Below are 25802 nucleotides of genomic sequence, written 5' to 3' on the forward strand. Positions count from 1 at the left end.
AATCCCTCACCCTGGCCCGCCACAGATCGCGGGCTCCATGCATCGGCCACTTGTCGAATGAAGCGTTACACGATCGCCCAGCTCGAAGCGTTCCTCGCCGTGGTCGAAAGTGGCTCGTTCAGAGTCGCCGCCGAACGGCTGGGCGTGACCCAGCCTTCGATCTCGCTGCGCATTCGTGAACTGGAATCGGCGTTGGGCACCGGCTTGCTCGAGCGTGGCAAGGGCGGCGTGCGCTGCACGGAAGCGGGCCTGCTCGCGCGGCAGTATGCAGAGCGCAGCATCGAAGTGCTCGACGAGATGGAACGGCGTCTGAGCAGTGGCGACCCGCTCTCCGGTTCGCTGCGTCTCGGCGCCTCGAACACCTTCGCGCTCAGTTGCCTGCCGGCGCTGCTCCGCACGCTGGAAGCGCGGCATCCCCGCCTGCGGGTCGAACTGACGATCAGCAACAGCAGTACGCTGCGCAGCCTGCTCGATGCCCAGCAACTGGATATTGCGTTCCTCGTCGATGCGCTGGCCGGACCGCACTTCGTCGTCGAGCCGCTGGCCGCGTGCGATATCGCCTGGTTTTCACGGCGAGGCATGCTCGACCCACAACAGCCATTGACACCCCGCGAGGCCCGCGATCACCGCATCGTGACGATGCCGGCGCCCTCGCCGATCCACGCAGTGATCTCACAATGGTTTGCGCACGCGCACGTGCCGTTGCCCACGCTGGATATCTGCAACGACATGGCGACGCTGGTCAGGCTGGTCAAGCTGGGGGTGGCCATCGCAGTCGTGCCCGCCTGCCTGCTGGCGGACGAACTGAGCAGCGGCGAGGTCGAGCGGCATCATGCCGTGCCGACGCTTGCGCAGTGGACCATCTACGCGGCGTCGCACATCGGTGCCAGAGGCCGCGCCAACGAAATCATTATCGAGATTGCGCGTGCAGTGATCGCCGACTCGCCGCTCGCCCCGGCGCCCGCCACGCGGGTGATATTGCCGAGCGCCACTGCACGGCGCTAAGGCGACAGCCAGGCTACCGGAAGGCAACAGGCAGGCAACAGGCAGGCAACAACAGGCAGGCAACCCGAAGCGCAAGCGCACCCGCCTCGGCCGGCACGCGTCGCCCAATCGCCGCACGAACGAAGCCGTGGCGCACTGTCAGCCAGCGGCCCGGCGACTGCGTTGTCCAACGAGATGCAAGGGCAGCACCAGCACGACGGTGACGGTCAGCACTACGGCCATCACCACCAATCCCGCAGTGAAACTGCCGGTCCGCTCCTTCGCCCAGCCGATCACGTAGGGACCGGCGAAACCGCCCAGCGCGGCAATGCAGTTGATGTAGGCGAAGCCAGCCGCCGCGCCGATACCGGTCATGATGCGGCCGGGAATCGCCCAGAAGATCGCACGCGCGGCGGTCACGCCGATCAGCGCGATGGTCAAGCCGACCATCGACGCCGACACGCCGTGCGCGAATACCGAGCAGGCCAGACCGATGGCACCGACCGCACAGCTGGCCGCCAAGTTGCCAAGTGCGTTACCGCTGCGGTCGGATCGGCGTGCCCAGAGCAGCATGCCGACGCTTGCAAATGCGTAGGGAATCGCCGAGACCAGGCCGATTTCCAGCGGCGTCGACAGGAATTGCTTGAGGATTTGCGGCAACCAGATGCCGACGCCATACGAACCGACGGTGAAGCCGAACTGGATCAGGGCCAACAGGTGCACGCGCGGATCGCGCAATGCCGCGCCGAAGTCCTTGCGCGGCTTCTCGCGCTGTTCGCTGGCAAGCATGCGCTGGATCAGTTCCCGCTCGTCGGGCGTGAGCCACCGCGCCTTGGCCGGACTATCGGCCAGCACGTACAGCGCCCAGATGCCAACCAGTGCCGTCGGCGTTCCTTCCAGGACGAACATCCACTTCCAGCCGCTCATGCCAAGCCATCCATCGAGGTACAGCAGCGAACCCGAGAGCGGACCGCCGATCAACGAGGAGAGCGGGATGGCCAACAGGAACCACGCAAGTATGCTGGTGCGATACTTCGCCGGGAACCAGCTCGACAGGAAGAAGGTCACGCCGGGGAAGAAACCGGCTTCGGACATGCCCAGCAGGACGCGCGCCCCGTAATAGCTGTACGGGCCGACGACAAAGGCCATCAATGCAGAAAGCAGGCCCCAGGTAATCATGATGCGCGCCAGCCAAAGACGCGCACCCACCCGAAACAGCATCACGTTGCTGGGAATCTCGCAGATGCAATATGCGACGAAGAACAGGCCTGCGCCCAGACCGAACTGGCTGGCGGTCAGACCCAGCTCGCGGTTCATCGTCAGCGCCGCGAAACCGATGTTGCTTCGGTCCAGATAGTTCAGCAGATAGCCGACGATCAGCATGGGCAGGAAGCGCCAGGCGACCTTGCGGATGACAGCCTGTTCGGCTTGCTGCTGCGGGTCCTCGATATGTTCTCGCATCGTCTCCTCCAGAATTCGTTCTTTTTTGATAGCGACTGCGGCGCGCGGGCTCGGGGGCCGCATGAGCGCCGACTTCAGAACCCGAACAGCGCGCGCGGCGTGTCGCGCAGAATGGTGGTGCGGTCGGCTATGTCCGGCACCCACGCTTCAAGGTCGGACAGGCATTGCGCATAGCGCTGGCCTTCCTCATGCGAAACCCAGGGCCAGTCGCTGCCCCACACCAAGCGCTGCGCGCCGCCCGCGGCCAGCAAGGCGCGCGCATAGTCGGCAGCGGGCGCGCCGCCCAACCGATAGGGCGCCGACAGCTTCACCCAGGTGCCGCCACCCGCCAGCGCGTCGAGCAGGGCCCGGAAGCCCGCGCCTTGCGTCCCGCTCCGTGGCTCTGGCGCGCCAAAATGGTCGACGACCACGTTGGCGCCGCTGCGGCGAATCGTTGGCAGCAACCAGGCGAGCTTTTCCCCTTCGACATACAGTTCGACGTGCAGGCCGGCGTCCCTGGCGCGCGTGAACAGCCGTTGATATTCCGCTCCGGCGGCATCCGGTAACGTGTCGCGTCGAAACCAGTTCAGACGCACCCCGCGTATGCCGCTCGCGTACAGCGCGGCCATTTCGGCTTCCGCGATATCCGGCGAGACGATCGCAGTGCCGCGCAGTTGCTCTGGATAACGCGACAACGCATCGAGCAGCAGGCTGTTGTCCGTGCCGTAGAAGCTCGGCTGCGTCAGGACGCCGTGTGATAACCCGTTCAGCGCCAGCAGCGCGAGAAAGTCCTCGACGTGAATATCGTGCTTGGGCTCGGAGTGGCGGTCGGCCACCAGCGCATGGCGCGTGGTCATGATGTGCGCGTGGCAGTCCACGCGACCTACCTCGCTGGCGCCGGTGAACGTCGGCGTCACTCCGGGCTGCCCAGCCTGTGTATGCGGCATCTACCCTGCTCTCCTTTTCGACATGTCGGCGCGTCGCGATACGTTCAAGGCGCCCGAATATGCGAGATGCACGACCGGGACACGCACTGTCAGCCGCACCGGTGCGCATGCATCACTGCGACGCCGAATCTACGCACCGTGATTCGATTTGTCTAATTGGAAGTTCGGTGGAAAAACGATGAGTTTTTCCAATATGCCGCGCGGTAGCACGCGTGCAGCGTCTCGGCGCATCCGTAGCGACGTCGGCAAGCCAGGCGCCGCCGTTCCTAGACGATCGCGGGATCGACGGCGCGGGCCTGCCCAACAGACCGCAACAAGCGACCGCAACAAGCGACCGCAACAAGCGACCGCAACAAGCGACCGCAACAAGCGACCGCAACAAGCGACGGCGATAGCGTAAGCTCACCGTGTTCCGGGCAGCGCGCTCACATCAGCCCGGGCGCGGATTGCTCCGCGCTGCCGTCGCGCTCGCTCACCCTGACACGGCAAGGCGTTCGAGCAATCGGCTGGCAGGCTGTGCGACGTCAATGGCCACCGGCGCAGCAGGCGGCTGCAGCATGCTGCCGTCCCACCAGTCGAAGCGGTAAAGCGCGCCGAACGCAAATGACGGCGGCGTCGAGCCGGCACCGAAGACGCTCTCGCCGCCACGGCGAACGCTGTCCGCCAGCCATGCAGGCAGTCGGAGATGGTAGGGGTTGCGCGCGACTTCCTTGCGATGACAGACCAGCGCACGCAGCATGTCCGCCACGTGCCGGTCTGCCAGTTCGAGCAGGCAGTTGGGCAGCGGCAGCGTACCCCAGAATTCGCTCTGCGCCAGACACAGCGGTCGCGCATGCAGCCGAAGCGCATCGATAGTGAGCGCGTGCGTGCCGATGTGCGTTGCAGAGCCGTCGCCACCGTGCGGACAGATCACCACCTGTGGGCGATATTGCGCGAACAATTCCGCCAGCCGCGCGGCATCGGTGCGCCAGCCGGCTGGATCGGCGCCACGACGCGCGAGGGTCAGCGGCTGGCGGCCAGGCAGCGCAGCGTCGACGAGGTCGAATGCGAGGGTCGCGCAGGCTCGCTGCAGTTCGTGCCACCGCGCTGCCTGGCGCGCCACGTTGCTGCCGAGCGTCGCGGCTACGTTGACCACCTGGAAACCGGATTCTCGTTGCAAGCGCATGGCGAGGCCGCCGACCAGGCACTCGTCGTCCGGATGCGGCGAAATCAACATCACCACCGGAGCGGCCGCCGTATCAACGGCTTTGGCGGCCACCGGACGCGCGACGAGCACTGGGGCGACGCCATCGTCCAGCGGCAGCGATGCGGCCAGCAAGGCCCGATGCCGACGTACGAAGGTCATGAAAACGTCGGGTGGCGACGCGTCGTCGGGCAACTCAGGAAGCGGATTCGTCACGGATGTCATCGATGAGGGTCTGGCAGCGGGCGCGCCATGGTGCCCAGGCACGTCGCAGTCGTCAATGTCCTGCGGTCTTCGACAGCAGGTTGATGACCAGCACGCCGGCCACGATCAACGCCATGCCTGCGATCGCGGCCGCATCGAGGCGCTGTCCGAACATGATCCAGCCGACGATCGAGATCAGCACAATACCGATGCCGGACCACATCGCGTAAGCGGTGCCGAGCGGCACCGTTCGCAACGTCAACGAGAGGAAATAGAACGAGCAGCCATAACCCAGCACCACGAGAGCGGCCGGCATGGGCCGAGTGAAGCCGTCCGACGCTTTCAATGCGGAGGTCGCGATGATCTCCGCGACGATTGCGATACCGAGAAAGACCCACTGCATGATTCCGTCCTGAAACTCCGTGATACGGTCCTACTTGAAGCCTGCCGGCGCCTGCGGCGCGTAATGCCGTTCGAGTGCCGCGATCTCATCGGCGCTCAGCACCAGATCGAGCGCCGCCACCGCGTCTTCGAGCTGCTGCGGCCGCGATGCGCCGACGATCGGCGCGCTGACGACGGGCTTCGACAGAAGCCACGCGAGCGCGACCTGCGCGCGCGACACACCGCGCGCCTCCGCTATCGCGCCGACCGCATCTACGATGCCGCGTTGCGCCGTCTCGTTCGCCGTGTAGAGCGCCAGACCGACCTCGTCACGCGCGATCCGCTCGGTATCCTCGGCCCAGGCCCGCGCCAGGCGACCACGCGCCAGCGGACTCCACGGCAGCACGCCGATACGCTGATCGAGACAAAGCGGATGCATCTCGCGCTCTTCCTCGCGCTGCAGCAGGTTGTAGTGATCCTGCATGGTCACGAAACGGGTCCAACCGTGCTTCTCGGCCAGATACAACGCTTTCGAGAATTGCCACGCGTACATCGACGAAGCGCCGATGTAGCGCGCCTTGCCTGCCTTGACGACGTCGTGCAGCGCCTCCAGCGTTTCCTCGATGGGCGTCGTGTAGTCCCACCGGTGAATCTGGTACAGATCGACGTACTCGGTGCCGAGCCTGCGCAGACTGTCGTCGATCGACTGCATGATTGCCTTGCGCGACAGCCCGCCGCCGTTCGGTCCGGGCCGCATCGGAAAAAACACTTTCGTTGCCAGCACGATGTCGTCGCGTCGCGCGTAGTCGATCAGCGCACGACCGACGATTTCCTCGCTGGTACCGTCCGAATAGCTGTTGGCGGTGTCGAAGAAATTGATGCCGGCGTCGAGCGCCTGCTTCAGCAGCGGCCGGCTGTCCTGCTCAGTCATGGTCCACGGATGCTTGCCGCGGTCCGGCTCGCCGTACGTCATGCAACCAAGGCACAGTTTCGATACGTCCACACCGGTGGCACCGAGCTTCACGTATTGCATCATGGTCTCCGCGTTTGTGAAGGGGACGCGCCGTCCGGCAACGTCCGGGCCGCCATGCCTTGCGAATCACGGGCACGGCGGTAAGCTACCCAGTCGCCACCCGCGATCGGCGGCTTGCCGACGGCAAAGGCAGGGTCGACAGGATAGAACTGACAGGGGCGAACGCCATCCACGACAGCGACGGCGGCGACGCGCCGTACGAAGCAGCTCGGCCGTTGCGGCGCGGACGCGTCATATCCCTCGATCGCATCGACCACCGGCAACAGCCGTACATCGATCCGGTACACCTCGCCGCGTACCATGCCGGCCGCCGCGGCGCTGGACACGCCGACGTCCTGAGCGGCCAGCATGCCCGGCCAGGCGCCGAAATCGACGAGCGTGCCGGGCAACGCGCCGCGACCGAGCGCAATCGGTGCCGGCAGGCTGTGCGTGGCGGCTGCCACCGCAAGATCGTTGCATTCGCCCTCACGCAACGTGCCGTAGACGAACAGATCAACCAACGTATGTTCCGGCATGGCTCGGCGCCGCTCACGCAAAGAACCATTCTCTCACCGTCTGGCGGCAAGCGTGCGGCTTCGCCCGTCAGTCAGGTCCAGGCGCGCGCTTCGAGGACTTCATGCGCGTGGCGGGCGATCACCTCTTCCTCATTGGTCGGTATCACGCGCACCTCGATCGCGCTGTCGTCGCTCGAAATGCGCGATGCGTGCGCCACGTTGCGCGCAGCGTCCAGTCGCACGCCCAGCCAGGCAAGGTGCGCGCAGATCGAAGCGCGCACCGGCGCGGCATGCTCGCCGATGCCGGCCGTGAAGACCAGCGCGTCGAGGCCGCCCATCGCCGTGCCAAGCGCTGCCAGCGCCTGCGCGGTATAGAGGGCGAAGTAGTCGAGTGCCAACCGGGCATCGGCGCTGTCGTTGCCGATCAACTCGCGCATGTCGCCGCTGGTGCCGGACAATCCCGCCAGACCGCTTTGCTTGTACAGGAGCGCTTCGATTTCGCGTGCGTTCATACCCCGGTCCAGCATCCACAGCACCACGCCGGGGTCGAGCTGACCGGGCCGCGTGGCCATCGGAATACCGTCGAGCGCGCTGAAACCCATGCTGCTGCTGACACTGCGGCCATCGACCAGTCCGCACACCGACGCGCCCGCGCCCAAATGGGCCGCCGCAACGCGCCCGGCCGCGAGCGCCGGCCAATGCGTGCGCAGCTGCGACGCAATGTATTCGTATGATAGGCCATGGAAACCGTAACGCCGCACGCCCTCGGCATAGAAGCGGCGCGGCAACGCGAAGCGGTCCGCCACCGGGGGATGGCTGCGGTGAAAAGCGGTGTCGAAACAGGCGATCTGCGGCACGCCGGGCGCCATGCGCTGCACGGTGCGGATGACGGCGAGGGCCGCAGGCTGATGCAGCGGGGCCAACGGCACGAGCTGTTCCAGCTGCGCCAGCAGCGCCTCGTCGATCAGCCGCGCTTCGCCGATGTCAGGCCCGCCGTGCACGACGCGATGCGCCACCGCGGATGGCGGCGCGCCCAGATGGTCGTGCAGCCATTCGCCGAGGATCGACTGGGCTTGGGCCGCGTCATGTGCTTGCGCGGGCGCCAGCGCGCGACGAACCAGTTCGCCGCCCTCGTGATCCGCCGCCTCGAAGGCCGGTTCGGCACTGCCGATACCGCTCAACTGGCCGCGCAGGCACACGTGCAGTCCGTCGCTGCGCCGCTCGAACAATCGGAATTTGAGACTGGAACTGCCGGCATTGACTACGAAGAGTGTCTCCATCAGGACCTCGGACGGGAATACGGAGGAAACGCTGCTCAAGCACGCAACGACGCAACGGCGCAAGGACGCAACGACGAAAGGCCGAGGTTGCACCCGCGCGGCGCAAGCCCGTCGCGGGCCAGCAGGGCCCGCCGCGGCCGGGCGCGACGGCGCGGGCTCCATTCTACGCACGAGCGGCGCGAGCGCGGTCGCCGCTGCGCCGCCAACATGACCTTGGCGGCCCCGCTGCACCAGCCCTTCGCAGCATCGCACAGTGCGATGTCGCGCGGCCAGCGGATGGCCGGCGCGCTGACGCACGGTTGCACTTTCTCGCAAGCCTTGGCAGCATGAAACAGGATGCCAGCGTGCCGGCCGGCACGTCGCACGCTTGCCGTCTGTTTCCGTCCCATAAACCGGAGCCAGCATGTACACATTCAATGCGCGTCTGTCCAGCGCGGATCTGGGTAGCACCAGCGATACGCCGGAGGTCTCGCCGGAGGCCTCCGAACAAGCCTTCCGACAGGCGTCGCAGCAAGGCATCGCGGCGGGGCCGCTCAGCGACGACCTGCTCGACCGGATGCACCGTTACTGGCAAGCGGCCAATTACCTGTGCGTCGGCCAGATCTACCTGAAGGACAATCCGCTGCTGCGGGAGCCGTTGCTTACCGCGCACATCAAGCCGCGCCTGCTCGGGCACTGGGGTACTTCGGCCGGCCAGAACTTCATCTATGTGCACCTGAACCGCTTGATCAGCGAACAGCGATGCGAAATCCTGTACATCTCCGGTCCTGGGCACGGCGGCCCCACGCTCAACGCCTGCGCGTGGCTCGAGGGCAGTTACAGCGAGGTACATCCTGACATCACGCCCGACGTGCATGGCATGCGCGCGCTGTTCCGAAGCTTCTCGACCCCCGGCGGCATCCCGTCGCACTGCGGCCCGCATACGCCGAACTCGATGCACGAAGGCGGCGAGCTCGGCTATTCGCTGGTCCATGCCTTCGGCGCGGTATTCGATCACCCCGGCCTGATCGCCGCCTGCGTGGTGGGCGACGGCGAAGCGGAAACCTGCCCGCTCGAAGGCAGCTGGAAAAGCGTGCGCTTCCTCGACCCACGTCGCGACGGCGCGGTGCTGCCCATCCTGCATCTGAACGGCTACAAGATTTCCGGTCCGACGCTCGAGGCCCGCACCGAGAACGCGGCCCTCGTCGACCTCTACCGCGGCCGCGGCTACGAGCCGATCATCGTCGAAGGCGACGACCTGCCCGGCATGCATCAACGCTTCGCGGCGGCGCTGGATCGCTGCCACGCCGGCATCCGTGACATACAGGACAGGGCGCGACGCGGCGAAGCGCCGGTGGGCGATGCCGGCCGCACCGATGCGGTACGCTGGCCAATGATCATTCTGCGCAGCCCGAAGGGGTGGACCGGGCCCAAGGAAGTCGACGGATTGCCAGTCGAAGGGACGTTCCGCGCGCACCAGGTGCCGCTGGCGGGCGTCAACGAGAACCCGGCGCACCTTGCGCAGCTCGAAGCATGGATGCGCAGCTATGCGCCGGAAGCGCTGTTCGACCGCGACGGCGCGCTGATCGAGCCGCTGCGAGCCCTGACGCCGCCAGCCAAGCTCCGCATGGGCGCGATCCCCTACGCCAACGGCGGACGCCTGCTGACTGCGCTGGAAATGCCCGAGTTCGGCGACTATGCGTTGGAGGTGCCCGGCCCCGGCCGCGTGATCGCCGAGGCACCGCGCAAACTCGGCGAGTTCCTGCGCGACATCATGCGGCGCAATCCACGCAACTTCCGCGTATTCGGTCCGGACGAGACGAATTCGAACCGCCTCAACGCAGTATTCGAAGCGAGCGATCGCACGGCGTTTGGGCCGACGCTGCCGATCGACGATCACATCTCGGCGGGCGGCCGCGTGATGGAGGTGCTCAGCGAGCACCTGTGCGAAGGCTGGCTCGAGGGCTATTTGCTGACCGGCCGACACGGCATGTGGTCGACATACGAAGCGTTTGCGCAGGTCGTCGACTCGATGGTGACGCAGCACGCGAAGTGGTTGCAGCAGTGCAGGGAATTCGCGTGGCGCCGCCCGCTCGCGTCGTTGAACGTGCTGCTGACGAGCCACGCGTGGCGCAACGATCACAACGGTTTCAGCCATCAGTCGACGGGGTTCGTGGACAATGTGCTGCAGCGGCGCGCGGATGTCGTGCGCGTGTACTACCCGCCCGACTCGAACTGTCTTGTGAATGTGTTCGACCACTGCCTCCGCAGCCGGAACTACGTCAACGTCGTAACGGTGGGCAAACAGCCTGATTTCCAGTGGCTGACCTTCGAGGCGGCGCTGGAGCACTGCTCGCGCGGCGCGTCGGCATGGGACTTTGCCAGCAGCGATGGCGACGGCGAGCCGGACGTGGTGCTGGCCTGCGCGGGCGACGTGCCAACCACCGAAGCGGTGGCTGCATCGTGGCTGCTGCAGAAGCACGTGCCCGGCATCCGTGTGCGCGTCGTCAACGTCGTCGATCTCGGCGTGCTGGCCAGCCCCGAGGCGCGCCCTCATGGCATGGATCACCAGTCCTTCGAGGCCCTGTTCACCCAGGACGTGCCGGTGATCTTCGCGTACCACGGCTCGACGTGGATCATTCACTCGATGGTGCACGGGCGCGCCAACGAGGCCCGCTTCCACGTGCGCGGTTTCGCGGACTACGGCACCACCACCACGCCGTTCGACATGGTCGTGCTGAACCGCATGAGCCGATACCATCTGGCCATCGACGCACTGCGTCATGTACCGCGCTTGCGCTCCAGCGCCAGCGACGCGTCGGACTTCTTCTCGGCGCAGCTGCGGCGTCACGACGCCTACATCCGCGAGCACTTCGAGGATATGCCGGAGATCCGCAACTGGCGGTGGACCGACGACTTCAGCGAGTCGGACACGCCGCCGCCGCTGGCCAAGGGCCATCCCCGCGCGCAGACGTTCTCGGACGCCTGAGGCGTCCACGCGGTCCTCGCGTCCTGCCGGGCGCGAGGGGACAAGCGCCTTCTCGGGCAGCGCGCAGCGCCGAGCGCAGAGATCCGTCCGTGCCGATCATCCGGCGCCGGCGTTTCACTGCGGCTCATGGACTCGTGGGCGCGATGGCCGGCACGTAATCGACACTGCGCCCTCGGCGCGCTGATCCCACGCCCGCAACGCCGCGCTGTCCGACGCCCGGTGACTTGCGTGGCCCCGTTCACCGCAGCGCACCCTGCGTTGCATCGCCGAGCGGCGGCTCGGCGCCGCCACGGCGCCCGCTGCGACCACTGCAACCACTGCAACCCCTCCCCGGCGCTCACGGTCGGACCTGACGCTCCGCGCCCTGTCCAGTGGGCCAGCCTTTCTCCCCGCCGCCCACGCGCAGCTCGCGACGGCACGCGCCGCACCCTCGACGACGTCTTGCCGACCCGCGCACCGCGATGGCGCGTTGCCCGGATTGCGCGCCCGGTCGCGCACACGACAGGTGCACGCCGCGCCAGCGCAGTGCAACGGCATCGGCCTGCGGCTTGATGGCTTTCAGGACAGCGCTGCGCGCATCGCACCGCGAACGCCGCTTGGACAAGCCTTTCCCGTACATTGCCGCTCCCAGCCGTTCGAGTGGCATGAGTCTTGTGTTGCGTTCTGCAACTTGTACACAAGAAGGGATACGAGATGCTTGGCTGGACGATCGCTGAATGGCTGGCTGCCTACCGTGACGGCGCAACGCCAGCCGAGTTGCTGCGGGCATGGCGTGCGCAGTTGCGAAACGAGCCGAACCGCCTGGCGAACGACGCGCGCGGCGAGGCGGACGCGGCGTGGATCGCGGTGATCGACGACGCGGGGCTCGACGCGCGCATCGCTGCGCTGGAAGCAATGTGCGCCGCCCGACCGCACAAGAAAGACGTCCTGCCCCTGTACGGCGTGCCGTTCGCGGTGAAGGACAACATCGACGTTGCCGGTTTCGATACAAGCGCGGGCTGCCCGGCCTTCGCCTATCGTCCGCAGCAAGACGCCGCAGTCGTCGAACGTCTGGTTCGCGCCGGCGCGATTCCGGTCGGCAAGGCCAACCTCGATCAATTCGCCACGGGGCTGGTCGGCACGCGCACGCCTTTTGGCATCCCATGCAATACGTTCGATCGCAGCTATGTGTCGGGCGGCTCCAGTTCCGGCTCGGCGGTGCTCGTCGCGCAAGGGCAGGTGCCATTCTCGCTGGGCACCGACACCGCCGGCTCCGGACGCGTGCCTGCCGGACTGAACAACCTTTTTGCGATCAAGCCGACGCGGGGCGCGCTGAGCAACGTTGGCGTGGTACCGGCATGCCGGACGCTCGACTGCGTGTCGATCTTCGCGCTGGACGGCGACGACGCGCTGCGTGTCTACGACAGTTGCATCGGCTTCGACGCGCGAGACGGCATGTCACGCGCTTCTCCGGACGGCAGCGACCAGGACTTGCCGGTGACGCCACGCTTCGGCGTGCCGGCCACACCGGAATTCTTCGGCGACGCCATGTCGGCGGACGCGTTCGACGCGGTACTGGCGGCTGTCTCGGCCAGTGGCGCGACATGCGTGCCGCTCGACTTCAGCATTTTCGACGAGGTGGCGGCGTTGCTGTACGAGGGTCCGTGGGTTGCGGAGCGCTACGCGGCGATCCGCGCATTTGCGGCGCGCAACGAAGCCGCGATCGACCCGGTCGTTCGCGACGTCATCTTCACGGCACAGCGCTTCTCCGCCGCCGATGCGTTTGACGGCCTCTATCGCCTTGCCGACCTGAAACGACGCGCCGAGGGGCTGCTCGCACAAGTCGATGCGCTCCTGGTACCGACTGCGCCCACTCACCTCCGCATCGCCGATGTGCTCCGCGAGCCGATCCGACTGAACAGTCAGTTGGGCAAATACACGAACTTCGTCAACCTGCTGGACTGGAGCGCGGTATCCGTGCCGGCCGCGCTGCGGGTCGACGGCCTGCCTTTCGGCGTGACACTGATCTCCGACAGTTGGCGCGAACGCGCGCTGTCACGCTATGCCCGCGCGTGGCATGCAACGCGCGGCTTGCCGCTTGGCGCAACGCAGCGCCGCTTGCCCGCGGGCCGCACGGCACCGTCTGCCACCCCTGCATCCGCAGCGATCCCCGCTGCTGCCTCCGCTGCCTCCGCCACCGCCGCCGTGCCGTCGGTGGCCACCGTCGCCGTCGAGTCGATCCGCGTCGCCGTTGTCGGCGCCCATCTGCGGGGCATGCCACTGAACCACGAGCTGACCAGCAGAGGGGCGCGCTTCGTCAAGGCGGCGCGGACCGCGAGCTGCTACCGCCTCTACGCATTGCCCGGCACCACCCCGCCGAAACCGGGATTGGTACGAGGTCACGACGGCGCAGCCATCGACCTCGAATTGTGGGACGTCCCGGCGGACCGCTTCGGCGGTTTCGTGCAGGGCATTCCCGCGCCGCTCGGCATCGGCACGCTGCTGCTCGACGATGACAGCGCGGTGAAAGGCTTCATCTGCGAGCCGGCGGCGCTGGACGGCGCGCGTGACATCACCGCATTCGGTGGCTGGAAAGCATTCCTTGCAGAAGGCACAGAAGCGTCCGATGCACCCTCCTTCCCTTCCTGACAGGATCGTCATGTTCGACACCGTTCTCATCGCCAATCGTGGCGAGATCGCATGCCGCATCGCGCGCACGTTGCGGCGTATGAACATTCGCTCAATCGCCGTTTATTCGGACAGCGACCGCAACAGCGCGCACGTCAGAGCAGCCGACGTCGCGGTTCCGTTGAGTGGCAACAGCGCGGCGGACAGTTACCTTCAGGCCGAGCGCATCATCGCCGCCGCCAAGGCGCAGGGCGCGCAGGCCGTCATTCCGGGATACGGCTTCCTGGCGGAAAACGCGGCATTCGCCGAACGATGCGAGGCGGAAGGCCTCGTCTTTATTGGACCCACGCCGGAGCAAATGGCGCGCTTCGGCTTGAAGCATGCTGCACGCGCGCTTGCCCGGGAAGCGGGCGTGCCACTCTCGCCCGGCTCCGAGCTGCTGGACGATCTCCGGTCCGCGCGCGCGGCGGCCGAGGCAGTCGGCTATCCGGTGATGCTGAAGAGCACCGCAGGCGGCGGTGGCATCGGCCTGACGCGTTGCGACGACGTCTCGCAACTGGATGCCGCGTTCGAATCGGTGCGTCACCAGGGCACGTCGTTTTTCGCGAACGGGGGCGTGTTCGTCGAGCGCTTCGTCGCCAACGCCAGACACATCGAAGTTCAGATCTTCGGTGACGGCCGCGGCAACGTGCGCGCACTCGGGGAGCGTGACTGCTCGCTGCAGCGGCGCAACCAGAAGGTCGTCGAGGAGACGCCCGCGCCGCGTCTCCCTGAACAGGTCCGCACCGCGCTCTGTGCGGCGGCGGAACGCCTCGGCCGAGCCGTCGCCTACCGCTCGGCCGGAACAGTCGAATTCATCTACGATGCGCAGCGCGAGGCGTTCTATTTCCTGGAGGTCAACGCGCGACTGCAGGTTGAACATGCGATCACCGAAGCGGTGACCGGCATCGACCTCGTCGAATGGATGGTCCTCACCGCGGCCGGCCAGCCACCGGCACTGGGCGGCATCGACGACGACGCGGTGCCAGCCGAGGCGCCCGGCGGTGCGTCGATCGAAGTGCGGCTGTACGCGGAGAATCCGTTGCGACAGTTTGCGCCCAGTCCCGGCACCCTGACGGAGGTTGTCTTCCCGGCCGGACATCGTGTGGACACCTGGGTCGAGACAGGCACCGAAGTGAGCGCGCACTACGATCCGATGCTGGCCAAGCTGATCGTGCACGCCGCGGATCGCGAACAGGCCGTCGCGGCGATGCAGCGCGCGCTGGACGACACGAGGCTCGCGGGCATCGCCACCAATCTCGACTATCTCCGCCAAGTGCTCCGCAGCGAGGCCTTCATGCGCGGCGACGTGTCGACCCGCTTCCTCGACACCTTCGATTATCGCCCGGCCGGTGTCGAGGTATTGGAGCCCGGCACCTATACGACCGTGCAGGATTATCCAGGACGCGTCGGTTATTGGGACATCGGTGTGCCGCCCTCCGGGCCGATGGATGACTGGGCGTTCCGGGTCGCCAATCGGATCGTCGGCAACGCGGAGTCCGCGGCCGGCATCGAGGCAACGGTGCTTGGCCCAGTCATGCGCTTCCACACCGCAGCGGTGATCGCGCTTGCCGGCGCGCCGAGCGACGCCTCGCTGGATGGCAAGCCCGTACCGTTCTGGCAGCCCGTGACCGTGCAGGCGGGACAGACATTGCGCGTCGGCAAGAGCACCACAGGCTGCCGCTGCTATATCGCGATACGCGGCGGCCTGGACGTGCCGCACTACCTGGGCAGTCGCTCGACCTTCGCACTCGGGCAATTCGGCGGGCATGCGGGACGTACGCTGCGCGCCGGCGATCTGTTACTGATCGAACCAGCCACCGAGGCCGCCCCTTATGCGCCGCTTCCGCTGCCTGAGGCAGCGGTGCCCACCTACGGTCGACACTGGCGCATCGGCGTGCTGTACGGTCCCCATGGGGCGCCGGACTTCTTTACCCAGGCATCCATCGACGCGTTTTTCAGTACCGACTGGGCGGTGCATTACAACTCCAACCGTCTCGGCATTCGCCTCAACGGACCCAAACCGGAATGGGCCCGCTTCGATGGCGGCGAGGCGGGGCTGCACCCTTCGAACATTCACGACTGCGAGTACGCGATCGGCAGTGTGAATTTCACCGGCGACATGCCGGTCATCCTGACGCGAGACGGCCCGAGCCTGGGCGGCTTCGTCTGTCCGGTGACCATCGCAAAGGCGGAGCTGTGGAAAGTCGGTCAGGTCAAGCCGGGCGACACCATTCGGTTCGTGCCGAGCGACTTTGACCAGGCGTTGCGTCTACAGCGGCAGCAGGACGCGTTCCTTTGCGCGTTCGACGGTGCCGTGCCCGACGCGCTTGCCGACGCGTCGCTTGAAACCGGCAGCGCGCCCGCTTCGCCGATCTTGGCGACCGCAGTGCCGGACGCCGTCGGCGCGACCGGCGCGACTGTAGCAGCTGAAGCGCGGCCGAAAATGGTGATTCGCCAGGCGGGCGACACATATGTGTTGATCGAATACGGCGAGAACGTGCTCGACCTCAATCTACGCTTCCGCGTGCACGCGTTGATGGAGTCGCTGCGTGCCGCGCCGATCGCCGGCGTGCTGGAACTGTCGCCAGGGGTGCGTTCATTGCAGGTACGCTACGACAGCCGGGTGCTCGATCAACGCACGCTGGTCAAGGCCTTGCTGAACCGAGACAGGACGTTGACCGGCGTCTCGACGCAGCGCGTCGCCAGCCGCGTCCTGTATCTGCCGATGGCCTACGAGGACAGCGCCACGCTGGAGGCGGTCGCGCGCTACCGGCAGTCGGTGCGCGACACCGCGCCATGGCTACCGAGCAACACCGAGTTCATCCGGCGCATCAACGGTCTGTCATCGGCACGCGCGGTGCAGGACATTGTCTTCGAAACCAGCTACATGGTGCTTGGTCTGGGCGACGTCTACCTGGGTGCGCCATGCGCGGTGCCTGTCGACCCGAGGCATCGGCTGCTGACATCCAAGTACAATCCCGCGCGCACCTTTACGGCCGAGGGGACAGTCGGCATCGGCGGCGTGTACATGTGCATCTACGGCATGGATTCGCCCGGCGGCTATCAGTTGATTGGCCGCACGCTGCCGATCTGGAACAAATTCCTGAAGAATGCCGTATTCGTGGAAGGCAAGCCCTGGCTGCTACGCTTCTTCGACCAGGTGCGCTTCTACCCGGTCAGCGAAGCGGAACTGACACGCTTGCGCGACGATTTTCGGGAGGGACGTACCGGCCTGCGGATCGAGGAGGAAGTGTTCGACCTCGGCGAATACAATGCGTTCCTCGACCGCATCCGTCCCGAACTCGATGTGTTCCGGAAGGAACAGAAGGCCGCCTTCGATGAGGAAATCGCGCACTGGGCAAGCGAAGCATATGCCGAGGACACGGCCGACTCGCCGGGCAGCGACGGCCTTCGCCTGCCCGACGGCGACGCAGGCCTGGTCGTCTCGGCCGACATCACCGGCAACGTCTGGAAGCTGCTGGTCGAACCTGGCGCCACGGTCCACGCTGGCGAGCCGTTGCTGATTCTGGAAGCGATGAAAATGGAGTTTCCGATTCTGTCGCCGTGCTCTGGCGTGATCAGCGCGTTCCACTGCAGGCCGGGTATGATGATCGATGCCGGTGCGCCGCTGTTGTCGATCGAAGCGACCTAGACGCCGGCTGAGCTCGGCGTTCGCCGACCGCGCCGTGACTTCCGTTCGCGGCTGCCCTTCCGTCGCCCGCAGGAAAAGAGATGTCCAAGCCGTCCGCAACGCCGCAGAACAGTCTGGCCGCACAGATCTACGCGCAACTGAAGGCAGACATTTTCGACTTTCGGCTACTGCCGGGGGACAAGTTCAGCGAAGGGGACATTGCGGCGCGCATGAAGGTGAGCCGCACGCCGGTGCGCCAGGCGCTGTTCTGGCTGCAGCACGACGGCTATGTCGACGTCCACTTTCGCAGCGGCTGGCAAGTGCGCAACTTCGATTTCAAGTTCTTCGAAGACCTGTACGAAGTCCGAGTCATGATGGAAACCGCGGCGATCGAGCGGATCGTGGCTGACGGCCTGCAAGACCGCTTGCAGACCTTGCGCAGCGCGTGGTGCGTGTCCACGCGCAAGCAGTTGACCGATCCCGCTGCCGTGGCGGCACTGGACGAAGCCTTTCACAGCCAGCTCGTCGAGGCGGTGGGCAATCGCGAGATGGCGCGAATCCACCACGACGTCACGGAACGAATCCGCATCGTTCGGCGGCTCGACTTCACCAAACCGCCCCGCATCAAGGCGACCTATCGCGAGCATGCGACGATCATCGATGCGCTGCTGGCCGACGACGCGGTGGACGCCCAAACCCGGATCAGGGCACACATCGCGCAGAGCCAGGAAGAAGTTCGCCAGATCACGCTCTATATGATGCAGGCCGCCCGCGAGCGGTTCAGCGTGCGCGCCGAGCGCTGAGGCGCATCGCATACTGTCGGCGGTGACGTGGAGACCGCCAGCACAGGCTGCGCGCGCCTCGATTCGGCGCGGCGGATGCACACGCACCCGTCCCACCGCTCCTCTCCGGTCCGATGCCCGCGCTGCAATGCAGGCGCGGGTCGACTGCTGCCGCCTTGAAGCCCGCTGCGCGACCGCGGCACCGACGCGGAGCGACTCTGGTGAAAGCGTAGTGCGTGGTGTGCCGATCCATGCTGTGCCATGCGGCGGCGCGCGCCCGCGTCGTGAACGTGCATGTCGCACCAAGTTAAGGCCAGCCATGCACCGTTGCTGAACACCGCGGTGCGGCGAAGTGGGCAGTTCCTTGCACGAATGCACGGCGCGCCCGCGTTGCCTACCGATGGCCTGGAAGTTGCGTTTCGCTCGCGTCTTGTATCCAAGACGAAATCCAACAATTACCTGAAAGGACGAGCAATGAAAAAGCGCGATTTCCTGAAGGCCGCGTCCGCGGCCGGCGTCGCCGGTTTGGCGGCGCGCGTTCCGGCGGCATTGGCACAAGCGGGGGCGAACGGGCCGATCAAGGTCGGCGTCCTGCACTCGCTGTCGGGCACGATGGCGATCTCGGAAACGTCCTTGAAGGACGTCGCGTTGATGACAATCGCGGAAATCAACGCTAGCGGCGGCGTACTCGGCCGCAAGCTCGAACCGGTGGTCGTCGACCCGGCGTCGAACTGGCCGTTGTTCGCCGAGAAGGCGCGTCAGTTGATCACGCAGGACAAAGTGGCCGCCGTATTCGGTTGCTGGACGTCGGTGTCGCGCAAGTCCGTACTGCCGGTGTTCGAGGAATTGAACGGATTGCTGTTCTATCCGGTGCAGTACGAAGGCGAAGAGATGTCGCGCAATGTCTTCTACACCGGCGCTGCGCCGAACCAACAGGCGATCCCCGCGACGGAGTACCTGATGAGCAAGGAAGGCGGCGGCGCGAAGCGCTTCTTCCTGCTTGGTACCGACTACGTGTATCCGCGCACCACGAACAAGATCCTGCGGGCCTTTCTGCACGCCAAGGGTGTGCAGGACGCCGACATTCAGGAGGTGTACACACCGTTCGGCCACAGCGACTACCAAACCATCGTCGCCAATATCAAGACCTTCGCGCAGGGCGGCAAGACGTGCGTGATCTCGACCGTCAATGGCGACTCCAACGTGCCGTTCTACAAGGAACTGGGCAATCAGGGCCTGAAAGCGACCGAGGTGCCGGTCGTGGCGTTCTCCGTCGGCGAGGAAGAGCTGCGAGGCATCGACACGAAGCCGTTGGTCGGCAACCTTGCCGCGTGGAACTACTTCATGTCGCTGCGCAATGCCGAGAATTCGAAATTCAAGGCGATGTTCGCGGACTGGGTGAAGAAGAACAATCTTCCGGGCGGCGCCAAGCGGGTGACGAACGATCCGATGGAGGCGACGTACGTCGGCATGCACATGTGGAAGCAGGCGGTGGAGAAAGCAAAAAGCACGGACGTCGACAAGGTGCGCGCGGCGATGATCGGGCAGAAGTTCGCGGCGCCGTCGGGCTTCACGCTCGAAATGGACGGTAATCACCATCTGCGCAAGCCGGTGATGATCGGGGAGGTCCGTGCGGACGGACAGTTCAACGTCGTCTGGCGTACCAAATCCACGGTACGCGCGCAACCGTGGAGCCCGTTCATCCCGGGCAACCAGGGCAAGCCCGACACGGTCAGCGCGTTGCCGTCCTTGTTGCGTCGGCGCTTCGCCTGACGTCTGGCGAGCCCGCCATCGGCAGGTTGCGCGCTGATATGGCGAGCCGGACCCGCCGGCACGTCGGGCGGCGTGCTTCGCCGGTCAGCCGGCTCGCCATCCTACGTCGTCCTCCATCATCCGATCCAGCACGAGCGAGTCCGCATGAACGTCCTGTCATTGGTCTCACTCGGTTTTCATGCGGTGCGTCGATGCGCGAAGGCATCGCGCACCTCGCCGTCGTCCTGCGCGGCTGCGGCGCAGCCGGCCGTTGCCGCGCTCGACGCGCTGCGACGCGCGGCTGATCCGGCCAGTCGAGCGCGTGTGCCTCGACCTGACAGTGCGAGCACACAGGTGCGGCGCGGCGCACGCAAACGGCTGTTGTTAGGGGTGGTCCTGTCGTCATTCGCGCTGACCGCCGGTGCGTCTGCTGTCGCCGAGCAAGCAGCGCCGGCCCAGTCCGCGACCCTCGCCGGCGTGCCGGGCAATCTGAGCGTACAGGCCTTGACCGCACTGGCAGGCGACGAATTCGACGCCAGGTCGCAAGCCGTCGACACGCTTATCGCAAGCCGCGACCCGCGCGCCGCCGACCTGCTCCGAGCGCTCGCCGACGACAGGGTGTTGGCCGATGACGCCGGACACCTGTACATCACCGAAGGCGACGTCATGCGGGACCCGCTGTCGGGGCGGACGGTACAAGCCGGTAACGACGCGCAGCCGGTCGCGTTACCGAATACATTGCGCGCACGCGTCGCAGGCGCGGCGCAGGCACGTCAGTTGGGGGCGGCGGACCGGGCGACGCGCGCGGCCGCCATCGACGCCCTGCTCGCGAATCCGGATCCGACGTTCAAGGCATGGGTCGATGCAGCGCGTGCCGGCGAGCATGATTCGGCGCTGCGTCGCAAGCTCGATACGTTGTGGGCCATGACGGCGCTGCACGACGCCGACCCCGCGGTTCGACTTCACGCGACCGAACTGGTCGCGACACGCGGCGAATCTGACAGCTACGAACTGCTCCGTCCATTGACCGGCAAAGCGGCGAACGGTGCCTGGCTGGAAGCCGATGCGCGCGTGCGCGCCGCGGCTCAACGCGGACTGGACCGACTCGATACAGCACGCGATCGCGCCGCATTCGTCGGTACCGTCTTCGCGGGTCTGTCGCTCGGCAGCGTGTTATTGCTCGCTGCGCTCGGACTCGCCATCACCTATGGCCTGATCGGCGTCATCAACATGGCCCACGGCGAATTGCTGATGATCGGCGCCTACACCACCTACGTCACCCAGAATGCGTTCCAGCGCTACTGGCCGGGCGGTTTCGACTGGTACCTGCTGGCCGCCGTTCCGGCCGCCTTCCTGGTCACCGCGTTGATCGGTGCGGTGATCGAGCGGCTGGTATTGCGCCAGCTCTATGGCCGACCGCTCGAAACGCTGCTGACGACGTTCGGCATCAGTCTGTTGTTGATGCAGGGCGTGCGCGTGCTGTTCGGCGCGCAGAACGTGCAGGTGCGCAACCCGTCGTGGATGTCCGGCGGCGGTTCGATCATGCAAGGGCTGATCCTTCCCTACAACCGCGTCGCAATCATCGCGTTTTCCGCGCTGGTGGTGGCAATTGCCTGGTTGGTGCTGACACGCACGCGACTCGGTCTGTTCGTACGCGCGGTCACGCAGAATCGACGCATGGCGGCGTGCGTCGGCGTGCGTACCGGCCTGGTCGATTCCTACGCGTTCGCGTTCGGCGCCGGGATCGCCGGCCTCGGCGGTTGCGCGCTGTCCCAGATTGGCAACGTCGGCCCGGATCTTGGCCAGAACTACATCATCGATTCGTTCATGGCGGTCGTTCTGGGCGGGGTTGGGCAACTGGCCGGCACGATCGTCGGCAGTCTTGGACTTGGTCTGGTCAGCAAGGGCATCGAACCATTCTGGGGCGCAGTGCTGGCCAAGATCGTGGTGCTGGTGCTCGTCGTGTTGTTCATTCAGCGACGTCCTCAGGGCATGTTCGCGCTCAAAGGGCGCAGTGCGGAGGCATGATGAAGTCGACCGAAAAAGTACCGCCGCTGTCCGAGACCGTCGATCCGTTGGTCACTGGCGGCACGCGCGGTGGCCGCCTGCCAGACGGCGCTGCGGGCGGCCCGCTCGACACCCTGACGCCTGCGGACGCCGCGCGCCGAACCGGCTTCGCGCTCGGCTTGCCCGCGCGCGCGCCGCTGCTGCCGCGCGCGGCATGGCTTGCGCTGTGCGCATTGTCGGCAGCGGTGGCCGTCGGTGTGCCGTTCTGTGCATTGCTGGTGCCTGAAGGCCATGCATTGCACCTGTCTGCGTACGGCATGACGCTCGCCGGAAAACTGCTGTGCTACGCGCTGGGCGCGCTTGCCCTGGACCTCGTCTGGGGCTACTGCGGCATCCTGAGCCTGGGTCATGGCCTCTTCTTCGCGCTGGGCGGCTACGCAATGGGCATGTACCTGATGCGGGCGATCGGCCATGAAGGAAAATACCAGAGCGACCTGCCGGACTTCATGGTCTTCCTCGACTGGCATGCGCTGCCATGGTTCTGGCGCGGCACCGAGCACATCGCTTACGCGTTGCTGCTCGTAGTGCTGGTGCCGGCCGCGGTGGCGTGGCTGTTCGGCTTCTTCGCGTTCCGTTCGCGTGTGAAAGGCGTGTATCTGTCGATCATTACGCAGGCAATGACGTTCGCCGCGATGCTGCTGTTCTACCGCAACGAAACGGGTTTCGGCGGCAATAACGGCTTCACCGATTTCAAGCGTATCGCGGGTTGGCCGGTCACGGCGGCGGGCACCCGTACCGCCCTGTTGCTGCTCACCTTCGCCACGCTGATCGCCGCCTTCATTCTGACGCGCTGGATCATCACGTCGAAGCTGGGCCGGGTGGTCACTGCCATCCGAGACGGAGAGGCGCGCCTGATGTTCGTCGGCTACAACCCGCTGCCCTACAAGCTGTTCGTCTGGACCTTTTCGGCGGTGCTGTGCGGCATCGCGGGCGCGCTTTACGTGCCACAGGTCGGCATCATCAATCCGGGCGAGATGTCGCCCGGCAACTCGATCGAGATGGCGATCTGGGTCGCCATTGGCGGTCGCGGCACGCTGATCGGCCCGATCATCGGTGCGCTCGCGGTCAACGGTGCCAAAAGCGTGTTCACCGCCTACTTCGCCGAGTACTGGCTGTTCTTCCTTGGCGCGATCTTCGTGCTGGTGCCGCTGCTGCTGCCGCGCGGCATCGTCGGCATCGTTGCGGACGGACTCGCGTGGCAGCGACGTCGTTCGCAGCGCGGCACTGCCCTGCGCGGCACGGAGCGTCCACAATGAGGTCACATGAGCAGCGGACAGCGAGCGCTGTCGAGAACAGCGAGGCCAATCCCAATGGTGCTGTTACCGGTCTCGGGCACGTGTTGGAACCCGGCGTCATCGACGTGTCGCATGGCACGATTTTGTACCTGGACGACGTGACGGTCAGCTTCGACGGCTTTCGCGCGCTCGACGGTTTGACGCTATCGATCGCACCGGGGGAACTGCGCTGCGTGATCGGGCCGAACGGCGCGGGCAAGACCACGATGATGGACGTGGTAAGCGGCAAGACCCGGCCCGACAGCGGATCGGCCTTCCTTGGCCAGACGATCGACCTGACCCGACTGCGGGAACCGGCCATTGCGACCGCCGGCATCGGCCGGAAATTCCAGAAGCCGACGGTTTTCGAGAATCACCCTGTCTGGGAGAATCTTGAACTCGCGATGAAGGCGGACAAGCGCTGGCTGGCTTCGCTGCGTGCGCGCCTGGACCGCGCCGCGCAGGCAAAGCTCGAAGCGACGCTCGCGCTGATCGACCTGGAGAGCGCCGCCTATCGCCTGGCCGGCGAGCTGTCGCATGGACAGAAACAACGCCTCGAGATTGGCATGCTGCTGATGCAGCAGCCGGCGCTGCTGCTGCTGGACGAGCCGGCGGCGGGCATGACCGACCAGGAAACCATGGAGCTTGCACGTCTGCTCGACGCACTTCGGGGCACCTGCTCGATGATGGTGGTCGAACATGACATGGCGTTCGTCGCCGCCTTGGCCGGCGAGACAGGCATGGTGACCGTGATGGCAGACGGCCGGGTTCTTGCCGAAGGCACGCTGGATGCGGTCAAGCGCGACGAACGCGTCATCGTGTCGTATCTCGGCCGCTGAACGATCGATCGATGCTGCGGTTGCGTGGCAACGCGCAGCATCGCGGCGACGAACAACAGGACGCCAATTGCGACGTCCACACTCCTCCGAGCGCGACTACCATGCTGGAAATCGACGGCCTCAACCAATATTACGGTGGCAGCCACATCCTGAGAGACGTCAGGATGTCCGCGCCCGACGGCGCACTGACCGTGCTGCTTGGTCGCAATGGCGTCGGCAAGACGACACTGCTGCGCTGTCTGATGGGCGTGGTGCCGACTCGCACCGGGGTCGTGCGGTGGCGTGGCAAGACCTTGGCCGGTCTTGCGCCGCATGCGCGCGTGGCGCAGGGACTTGCCTACGTGCCGCAAGGCCGCGAAATCTTTCCTCGCCTGACCGTCGAGGAGAACCTGCTGGTCGGCGCGGCAAGCCGGCGCGCGACGCGCGTTGTTCCGGAGCGCATCTACACGCTGTTCCCTGTGCTGCGCGACATGCGCACGCGGCGCGGCGGCGATCTGTCGGGCGGGCAGCAACAGCAGTTGGCGATCGGGCGCGCGTTGATGGCGCAACCGAGCTTGTTGATTCTCGACGAACCGACCGAGGGCATCCAACCCTCGATCATCCAGGACATTGGCCGAACACTGCGACGGTTGGTTGACGAAGATCGCATGACCATTCTGTTGGTCGAACAGTACTACGACTTCGCACGCGAACTGGCCGATCATTACCGGGTGATGAGCCGCGGCCGGATCGTCGCCCAGGGCGCGCGCGCCGACATGGACGAGGCCGGCATACGGGACATGGTGGCGGTTTGAGGTGCGGCTTGAGGTTCGGTTCCGGACGCGCTTCGATGCGCACCCTTGTGCGCCTTGCAATGCGCGTTCAAATGCACGATCCGGTGCGCGCGTTGCAAAGCGCCGACGCCCGGCGCGCCGGCAACCATGCCGCGTCCGACACCGTGTACGTCAGCGCGGCACGGCGCGCGATGCCCGTACGACCTCCAGAAACGACTGGAGAATCGGGCTGGTGTCGTGCCTGCGGTACAGGCAGCTCAGCTCGATGTGCTTGAGGCGCCGGGACCGCAGCGGACGATAGACGACGCCGGGCAGCCGCAGGTTGGCTGCCGAGCCGGTGGTGATGCTCGCGCCAAAACCGCTCGCCACCAGTGCGATGCAGGTGACCACGTCCTCCACTTCCTGTTCGGCGACCAGGTCCAGCCCCTCGTCCGCGAACGCAGCCGCGACCTCCTGGGCCAGACCGTGGATCGGCGCATTCGGGTAGAGGATCATCGGTTCGCCATCGAGGTCCGACAGCGCGACAACGTCTTTCCTGCACAACGGATGCCGCTCGTTCAACGCGACGAGGAAGGGTTCTTGCAGGACGGTCTCCACCGCAATGTCTTCTTCCTCCGGCACCAATCGGTTGAAGCCGACGGTGATCCGGCGCTGACGCAACGCTTCGATCTGCTGTGCCTTCGACAGATTGTGCAGACCAATCTTGATTTGCGGGCGAGCCGCATGGAACGAGGCGAGCAGTTGAGGGATTGCCTGCAGCACCCCCGCGCTGAAGATTCCAACGTCGAGACGACCGATCAAGCCCATGCCCGCCAATTGCGCCTGCTCGGCAGCACGGCGGCTCAAGGCGAGGATGTTCGGCACCTCCGCCAGCAATGCGCGTCCGGCGTCGGTCAGTTCGGCGCCGCGCGCCGTGCGCACGAACAGCGCGACGCCAAGTTCGTCTTCGAGCGCGTGGATCTGACGCGTCAAGGGCGGTTGCGCCATGTGCAGCCGCTGCGCCGCGCGGCTAAAATTCAGTTCCTCCGCAACGGCGAGAAACTGGCGCATTTGTTTGAGATCCATCGGACGAGATTCGCGGACAGGTCCGCTATCGTATCGTGACTATGTACCGCGATTGA

Annotated in this window: 17 protein-coding genes and 1 pseudogene; 10 read left to right on the forward strand and 8 right to left on the reverse strand. The window is 66.0% G+C overall.

Annotation, left to right across the window (positions count from 1 at the left end):
• Positions 1 to 57: 57 nt before the first annotated feature.
• Positions 58 to 1005 (forward strand): LysR family transcriptional regulator, encoded by a 948-nt coding sequence (locus BLU54_RS02825; protein ID WP_170844993.1) that lies wholly within the window; start codon positions 58 to 60, stop codon positions 1003 to 1005.
• A 138-nt stretch (positions 1006 to 1143) separates the two neighbouring features.
• Here BLU54_RS02825 and BLU54_RS02830 read toward each other — a convergent pair whose 3' ends face one another.
• The 7 genes from BLU54_RS02830 to BLU54_RS02865 form a co-directional block, all read right to left on the reverse strand.
• Complete coding sequence (locus tag BLU54_RS02830; RefSeq protein WP_091904307.1) at positions 1144 to 2445, reverse strand: MFS transporter; 1302 nt, start codon at positions 2443 to 2445, stop codon at positions 1144 to 1146.
• A 74-nt stretch (positions 2446 to 2519) separates the two neighbouring features.
• Positions 2520 to 3371, reverse strand: a complete 852-nt coding sequence (locus BLU54_RS02835; protein ID WP_091904309.1) for an amidohydrolase family protein — start codon at positions 3369 to 3371, stop codon at positions 2520 to 2522.
• A 472-nt stretch (positions 3372 to 3843) separates the two neighbouring features.
• Positions 3844 to 4770, reverse strand: a complete 927-nt coding sequence (locus tag BLU54_RS02845; RefSeq protein ID WP_170844994.1) for a PIG-L deacetylase family protein — start codon at positions 4768 to 4770, stop codon at positions 3844 to 3846.
• Between the two features lie 61 nt (positions 4771 to 4831).
• Positions 4832 to 5161 carry a DMT family transporter gene (locus BLU54_RS02850; protein WP_091904315.1) on the reverse strand — a complete coding sequence of 110 codons (330 nt, stop codon included), beginning with the start codon at positions 5159 to 5161 and terminating at the stop codon, positions 4832 to 4834.
• A gap of 30 nt (positions 5162 to 5191) precedes the next feature.
• Positions 5192 to 6172, reverse strand: coding sequence for an aldo/keto reductase (locus BLU54_RS02855; protein WP_091904543.1), 981 nt, complete (start codon positions 6170 to 6172; stop codon positions 5192 to 5194).
• Complete coding sequence (locus BLU54_RS02860; protein WP_091904317.1) at positions 6172 to 6687, reverse strand: gamma-glutamylcyclotransferase family protein; 516 nt, start codon at positions 6685 to 6687, stop codon at positions 6172 to 6174. Before BLU54_RS02860 ends, BLU54_RS02855 begins: the two co-directional genes overlap by 1 nt.
• Before the next feature lie 71 nt (positions 6688 to 6758).
• A complete protein-coding gene (locus BLU54_RS02865) occupies positions 6759 to 7949 on the reverse strand; it encodes an acetate/propionate family kinase (RefSeq protein WP_091904545.1) in 1191 nt (396 codons plus the stop codon).
• A 400-nt stretch (positions 7950 to 8349) separates the two neighbouring features.
• Between BLU54_RS02865 and BLU54_RS02875 the strand changes: the two genes are divergently transcribed.
• The 9 genes and pseudogenes from BLU54_RS02875 to urtE all read left to right on the forward strand — a co-directional run bounded on the left by BLU54_RS02875 (position 8350) and on the right by urtE (position 24702).
• Positions 8350 to 10914, forward strand: a complete 2565-nt coding sequence (locus BLU54_RS02875) for a phosphoketolase family protein (protein WP_091904321.1) — start codon at positions 8350 to 8352, stop codon at positions 10912 to 10914.
• A 693-nt stretch (positions 10915 to 11607) separates the two neighbouring features.
• On the forward strand, positions 11608 to 13542 hold the full coding sequence (gene atzF / locus BLU54_RS02880) for an allophanate hydrolase (RefSeq protein WP_091904323.1): 1935 nt from the start codon (positions 11608 to 11610) through the stop codon (positions 13540 to 13542).
• Between the two features lie 10 nt (positions 13543 to 13552).
• Positions 13553 to 17215 (forward strand): urea carboxylase, encoded by a 3663-nt coding sequence (uca, locus tag BLU54_RS02885; protein ID WP_091904325.1) that lies wholly within the window; start codon positions 13553 to 13555, stop codon positions 17213 to 17215.
• Positions 17216 to 17295: 80 nt separating this feature from the next.
• Positions 17296 to 17997: a GntR family transcriptional regulator gene (locus tag BLU54_RS02890; protein ID WP_091904327.1), complete on the forward strand. Its 702-nt coding sequence runs from the start codon at positions 17296 to 17298 to the stop codon at positions 17995 to 17997.
• A gap of 453 nt (positions 17998 to 18450) precedes the next feature.
• The gene (urtA, locus tag BLU54_RS02895) at positions 18451 to 19749 is read left to right on the forward strand and encodes an urea ABC transporter substrate-binding protein (RefSeq protein WP_091904547.1); all 1299 of its coding nucleotides are present in this window, start codon (positions 18451 to 18453) and stop codon (positions 19747 to 19749) included.
• A 144-nt stretch (positions 19750 to 19893) separates the two neighbouring features.
• Positions 19894 to 21756 (forward strand): urea ABC transporter permease subunit UrtB, encoded by a 1863-nt coding sequence (gene urtB / locus BLU54_RS02900; RefSeq protein ID WP_091904329.1) that lies wholly within the window; start codon positions 19894 to 19896, stop codon positions 21754 to 21756.
• On the forward strand, positions 21756 to 23051 hold the full coding sequence (gene urtC / locus BLU54_RS02905) for an urea ABC transporter permease subunit UrtC (RefSeq protein ID WP_091904331.1): 1296 nt from the start codon (positions 21756 to 21758) through the stop codon (positions 23049 to 23051). Before urtB ends, urtC begins: the two co-directional genes overlap by 1 nt.
• Before the next feature lie 68 nt (positions 23052 to 23119).
• Positions 23120 to 23908, forward strand: a pseudogene (gene urtD / locus BLU54_RS02910) (urea ABC transporter ATP-binding protein UrtD); the annotation flags it as partial.
• A gap of 101 nt (positions 23909 to 24009) precedes the next feature.
• Positions 24010 to 24702 (forward strand): urea ABC transporter ATP-binding subunit UrtE, encoded by a 693-nt coding sequence (gene urtE / locus BLU54_RS02915; RefSeq protein WP_091904549.1) that lies wholly within the window; start codon positions 24010 to 24012, stop codon positions 24700 to 24702.
• A gap of 150 nt (positions 24703 to 24852) precedes the next feature.
• Here the strand turns inward: urtE and BLU54_RS02920 are convergent, their stop codons facing one another.
• Positions 24853 to 25746 carry a LysR family transcriptional regulator gene (locus BLU54_RS02920; RefSeq protein WP_091904335.1) on the reverse strand — a complete coding sequence of 298 codons (894 nt, stop codon included), beginning with the start codon at positions 25744 to 25746 and terminating at the stop codon, positions 24853 to 24855.
• Positions 25747 to 25802: the final 56 nt, after the last annotated feature.

This window comes from Chitinasiproducens palmae (assembly GCF_900095735.1).
In the GTDB taxonomy this organism is placed as follows: Bacteria; Pseudomonadota; Gammaproteobacteria; order Burkholderiales; family Burkholderiaceae; genus Chitinasiproducens; species Chitinasiproducens palmae.